This is a genomic window from Streptomyces anulatus, from assembly GCF_000721175.1.
Classification (GTDB): Bacteria; Actinomycetota; Actinomycetes; order Streptomycetales; family Streptomycetaceae; genus Streptomyces; species Streptomyces anulatus_C.
Window position 1 is genome coordinate 1 of the sequence record NZ_JOEZ01000116.1, and the last position, 582, is coordinate 582.

Annotated in this window: 1 protein-coding gene; it reads right to left on the bottom strand. The window is 70.8% G+C overall.

Annotated elements, in window-relative coordinates; all coding sequences use genetic code 11:
• On the bottom strand, positions 1–582 hold a 582-nt coding region (locus tag IG90_RS40415; RefSeq protein ID WP_033895113.1), incomplete at both ends, for an AMP-binding protein.

Here is a 582-nt window from a genome sequence, read left to right on the forward strand (position 1 = left end):
GACGACGCCTTTGGGTCGGCCGGTGGAGCCGGAGGTGTAGATGACGTACGCGGGATGATCGGGCGCGAGTGCGGTGACAGGGTTGTCCGCGGACTGATCCGTCACGTCGAGCCTGTCCAGCAGCAGTACGGGCGTCCTGCTCGCCGTCTCTACCGAGGCACGGTGCTCGGTCGTCGTCAGCACGAGGGCCGGCCCGGCGTCGGTGACCATGTAGGCCACACGGGCAGCCGGATAGGCCGGATCAAGAGGGAGGTAGGCCGCACCCGCCTTCAGCACCGCCAGGACGGCGACCACCAGGTCCGCGCTCCGAGGCAGAGCCAGAGCCACCACGTCCTCCGGACCGACACCACGCCCCAGCAGCTCATGAGCCAACCGGTTCGCCCGCTCGTTCAGCTCCCCGTACGACAGCGTGGCCCCGTCCCACGCCACCGCCACCGCACCCGGCGCCGCCGCCACCCGCGCCTCGAACAACTCCGGCAACGTCACCCGCGACGGCACAACAACCGAAGGCACCGCCAGCACAGCCGCCCGCTCCTCCGCGGAGAGCAGATCGATCCGCCCGATCGGCCGGGAGGGATCCGT